This is a genomic window from Saccharopolyspora sp. NPDC000359 (assembly GCF_040300525.1).
GTDB lineage: Bacteria > Actinomycetota > Actinomycetes > Mycobacteriales > Pseudonocardiaceae > Saccharopolyspora.
The window spans coordinates 1-4,244 of sequence record NZ_JBEPDU010000110.1; the positions used below are offsets into that span (position 1 = coordinate 1).

The 4,244-nt window shown below is 71.7% G+C and carries 4 protein-coding genes and 1 pseudogene; all 5 read left to right on the forward strand.

Annotation, left to right across the window (positions count from 1 at the left end):
- The coding region (locus tag ABT324_RS33230; RefSeq protein ID WP_351185845.1) for a YqeB family protein at positions 1 to 508 on the forward strand (508 nt) is incomplete at its 5' end.
- A gap of 360 nt (positions 509 to 868) precedes the next feature.
- The gene (gene dusB, locus ABT324_RS33235) at positions 869 to 2,017 is read left to right on the forward strand and encodes a tRNA dihydrouridine synthase DusB (RefSeq protein WP_351185848.1); all 1,149 of its coding nucleotides are present in this window, start codon (positions 869 to 871) and stop codon (positions 2,015 to 2,017) included.
- 19 nt (positions 2,018 to 2,036) lie between these two features.
- Positions 2,037 to 2,510, forward strand: coding sequence for a hypothetical protein (locus ABT324_RS33240; RefSeq protein ID WP_351185851.1), 474 nt, complete (start codon positions 2,037 to 2,039; stop codon positions 2,508 to 2,510).
- A 297-nt stretch (positions 2,511 to 2,807) separates the two neighbouring features.
- Positions 2,808 to 3,677 carry a GGDEF domain-containing protein gene (locus tag ABT324_RS33245; protein WP_351185854.1) on the forward strand — a complete coding sequence of 290 codons (870 nt, stop codon included), beginning with the start codon at positions 2,808 to 2,810 and terminating at the stop codon, positions 3,675 to 3,677.
- Between the two features lie 250 nt (positions 3,678 to 3,927).
- Positions 3,928 to 4,244: pseudogene (locus ABT324_RS33250) on the forward strand (hypothetical protein); the annotation flags it as partial.

Below are 4,244 nucleotides of genomic sequence, written 5' to 3' on the forward strand. Positions count from 1 at the left end.
GACGGCTTGGGCGGTGCCGGTGCTGACCGCCGTCGGCCTGCTCGCGGGCGCGTGGCTGGCGGCCGAGGCGAGGAAGGAGGCCCTGGAGTTGACCGTCGACCCGGCGGGCGTCCGCCTCAAGCAGCAGGGCACCGAGCGGTACGTCCGGCGCGACCAGGTCGGCGCAGTGTTCCAGGACGGCAAGGACCTGGTCATCCTGGACGCCAGCACCCGCCAGCTGGCCCGCCACAAGTCCTCGGACCTGTCGAAGTCCCAGGTCCGAGCCGCCTTCGAGCACTGCGGCTACCCGTGGGCAGGCGACGCCGACCCGCACGAGCACGAGTTCCGCACCTGGCTGGACGGCCACCCGGACCTGGACGACCGCACCAACGGCCTGCTCCGAGCCAGGTCCCGAGCCCTCACCGACAAGCAGCACGGCGCGGCAGCCGACCTCGCCGACCAGCTCCAAGCGATCGGCATCGTCCTGCGCGACCGCGAAGGCACCCAGCAGTACCGCCGCACCCCCTGACCAACCACCCCGCAGCAGGAGCTCCAACGCTCACGACCGGAACCGGCACCCCGACCGCGTCCGTGAGCTTCCGGAGATCACCGGGGTCGGAGGTCAGCACCGCCGCCCCGTGGCTGATCGCGACGACCACGACGGCGGCGTCGACCACATCCGCGGTCCCGACGACCACGAGCAGCCTGCCGACTGCCTCCGCCACCTCGTCGGCATCGCATCCACCGCTTGTGCCCGAACGCGAGAGCTCGGCCCTGGAGGCCCCGACCTGCGCGTCTCCTTGCTGCGGGGGCTTCGGGAGGCGGTTGAGGGCAAGGGCGCCCGGGGTGGGCGGACGGTGCGTCAAGGTCGACCTGGGCATCGGCGACAATGGAGCTCGTGACCGCGACGTTGAGCAAGCCCGCCCTGAGGATCGGCCCGCACGAGGTTGATCCGCCGGTCGTGCTCGCGCCGATGGCCGGGATCACCAACGTGGCCTTCCGGCGGCTGTGCCGTGAGTACGGCGCCGGGCTGTACGTGTGCGAGATGATCACCAGCCGGGCGCTGGTCGAACGGCACCCCAAGACCCTCGAGATGATCACCTTCGACCCCGACGAGCACCCGCGCTCCATGCAGCTCTACGGGGTCGACCCGGTGACCATGGGCAAGGCCGTGCGGATGATCGTCGACGAGGACCTCGCCGACCACGTCGACATGAACTTCGGCTGCCCGGTGCCGAAGGTGACCCGCAAGGGCGGGGGTTCCGCGCTGCCGTACAAGCGGCGGCTGTTCGCCGAGATCGTGCAGGCAGCCGTGCGCGCCGCCGAACCGGCCGGGATCCCGGTGACGGTGAAGTTCCGCATCGGCATCGACGACGACCACACCACCTACCTGGACGCGGGTCGGCTGGCCGAGGAGAACGGGGCCGCCGCGGTCGCCCTGCACGGCCGCACCGCCGCCCAGCGCTACTCCGGGACCGCGGACTGGTCGGCCATCGCGCGGCTCAAGGAGCACGTCACGTCCATCCCGGTGCTCGGCAACGGCGACATCTTCAGCGCCGATGACGCGCTGATGATGATGGCCGAGACCGGCTGCGACGGCGTCGTGGTCGGCCGCGGCTGCCTGGGGCGGCCGTGGTTGTTCCGCGACCTGCAGGCCGCCTTCGCCGGCGAGCCGATCCCGGCCGGGCCGAAGCTCGGCGAGGTCGCCGGGGTGCTCAGGCGGCACGCCGAGTTGCTGGCCGACCACATGGGCGAGGAGAAGGGCCTGCGCGACCTGCGCAAGCACATGGCGCAGTACCTGCGCGGCTTCCCGGTGGGCTCCGAGCTGCGCAAGCAGTTCGGCATGGTGTCGAGCCTGGCGCAGCTGGACGACCTGCTGGCCGAGCTCGACCCGGAGGTGCCGTTCCCGACCGACGCCGAGGGGCCGCGCGGCCGCCAGGGCTCGGCGGGCAAGGTCGTGCTGCCGGAGGGCTGGCTCGACGACCCGGACGACGCCACCGTGCCCACCGCGGCGGAGATCGACCACAGCGGAGGTTGATACAGCACCGGTGCTGCACATGAGACGAACACCGCGGGTGCCGGGATCCGCCGCGCGCGGCCGGTTCCGCTGCCGACCAGGTGTCCTCATCGGCACTTCGGCGGCGTTCCTCGCGGTGGCCTGCGCGCCGTCGCCCGCGGAGCCCGCCGCGATCCGGTTGGCCCAGCAGTACTTCGCGGCCAACAACGCCGCCGCGCGGTCCGGACCGCAGGCGCAGCAGGAGTTCTTCCGCCGCACCCAGCACCCGGACTTCACCGACCGCAGCTGCGACCTCGGTGAGACCACGGTGGAGCTCGACCCGGCCATGTCCACCTTGCGCCCCGATCCCGACTACGCGCCGGACGGCCTGCGGCCGCGCGGCGAGGTCTGGGTGGTCGGCGTGGAGGTGACCACGCGGACCGCGGGCACCGTCACCGGCCACCAAATCGGTTCGCAGCACCTCGTCGTGCTGGACGGGCGGCTGCACGGATTCGCACCTTGCCCGAGCGGGTGAATGATTGCGTGATCAAGTTTCCGTAACGCGGCGGCGGGTCGACGCCGATGAAACCGCAATGCGGTGGAGGAATGCGCACGTCGCCCTGCTCGTCCGTGCGGGTGGGTCCGATCCGAATCGCTTCCACATCCACCCCGGGCCCGGTACACATCCTAAGCAGTGGGGGATTCGCCGGACGCTCGGCATTTCGGACCAGACCTGGGGGTCAGCCGGTTGAGCGAATTGAGCAATGGGCGTGTCAGACCAGCTCAAGCGATCCGTCACACCCGACGACACCACGGACGGGAGGTGAGTGCGATGACCGGACTGCGCGGCGGTTTCGCCGGGCCGGAGCCCCTTCGCGAGGGCGAACCACCCGTGCTGCCTCCCGGCCGCCGCACCCGCCAGGACCTGGCCAACGGGACCGGGATGGCGGACCTGCACGAGTCGATCGCGAGCCTGCTGGCCTCGCGCGGCCAGTGGCGGCAGGCCTACCACCACCTGCGCTCGGCGATGGACCTGCGGTCCAGCGTGGACGTCCCGAAGGTGCCAGAACAGCTGCGCCACGAGGTCAACCGGCTGCGCCGCGAGCACGCCGAGGCCCGCGAGCAGAGCCTGCGCGACAGCCTCACCGCGAGCTACAACCGGCGCTACCTGGACGAGCGGCTGGCCGACCTGCTCACCGAGCACGCGGGCTCCGACGCCGGGCTGGCCGTCGCGCTGGTCGACCTGGACTGGTTCAAGCAGGTCAACGACACCTACGGGCACCTGCTCGGCGACCGGGTGCTGCAACGGGTGGTCGACCTGCTGCAGGAAGCACTGCCCAGCGGCGCGTTCTGCGCGCGCTACGGCGGGGAGGAGTTCGTGCTGGTGCTGCCGGACGTCGACCCGGCGGGAGCGGTCGCGATCTGCGAGACCGCCCGCTCGCGGGTGGAGCGGTTCCCGTGGTCGCAGATGGCCCCGGGGTTGCGGGTGACGGTGAGCGTCGGCGTCGCGCACGAGCACACCGCCAGCGGGCCCGCGCCGATCTCCGCCGAGCAGCAGCTGATCAGCGCCGATGCGCTGCTCTACGCCGCCAAGCAGTCGGGGCGCAACGCGGTCGCCCACCGGATCGGGTCCGATGTCCGTTTGGCCGGGATCGCCGCGGAGCGACGAGGAACACACCCGCGTGAAGCGGCCGGTTACTGATCGCGTTCAATTGAGGGCGCACGGTGTGATCGAGCGTATTTGGGCCGGTCAAACGGCATAGCACGGTTGGCCGAAATAGACGAGAACGCAGGGCGGATCGTGCACTGATTGTGAAGAAATTGTCGGTCCTATCGTCAGTTCGGGCGATCGGCCGTACTATCTCGGAGGCGCCGTCCGATACACGTCGGGGGGTATCGAGCGCGTCGGCATCGTGCAGACCGTTGGCTTTCGCAGGTGGGAGGGAAAACGCGTGCCGCAAGACCCCCGGCATGGCGAAGTCGGGCACCGGCGTTCCCGCCCGGACCCGGACGCGGACGGCGGCTCCTCCGGAACCGGCCGACGTCGCCGCGCGCTGAGCGAGGACGGCACCGGCGGCACCCGCGTCATAGACCTGCTGTCGAAGCACGGCAAGGCCCCCGGTGGCTCCAACCACCGCCGCGCGGCCGAACCGGAGCCCCCGCAGGCCCCGCAGGCCCAGCAGCCACGCCGCACCCGACCCCCGCAGCCCGCGCCCGGACCGGTCGCGCCCCCGGAGCCCGCCGAACCGGCCGCGCGCCCCCCGGAAGC

Bases quoted from the DNA above. Each gene is read 5' to 3' on its own strand.
- ABT324_RS33240 (WP_351185851.1), top strand. From the start codon at position 2,037: ATGAGACGAACACCGCGGGTGCCGGGATCCGCCGCGCGCGGCCGGTTC.
- ABT324_RS33245 (WP_351185854.1), top strand. From the start codon at position 2,808: ATGACCGGACTGCGCGGCGGTTTCGCCGGGCCGGAGCCCCTTCGCGAG.
- dusB (WP_351185848.1), top strand. From the start codon at position 869: ATGGAGCTCGTGACCGCGACGTTGAGCAAGCCCGCCCTGAGGATCGGC.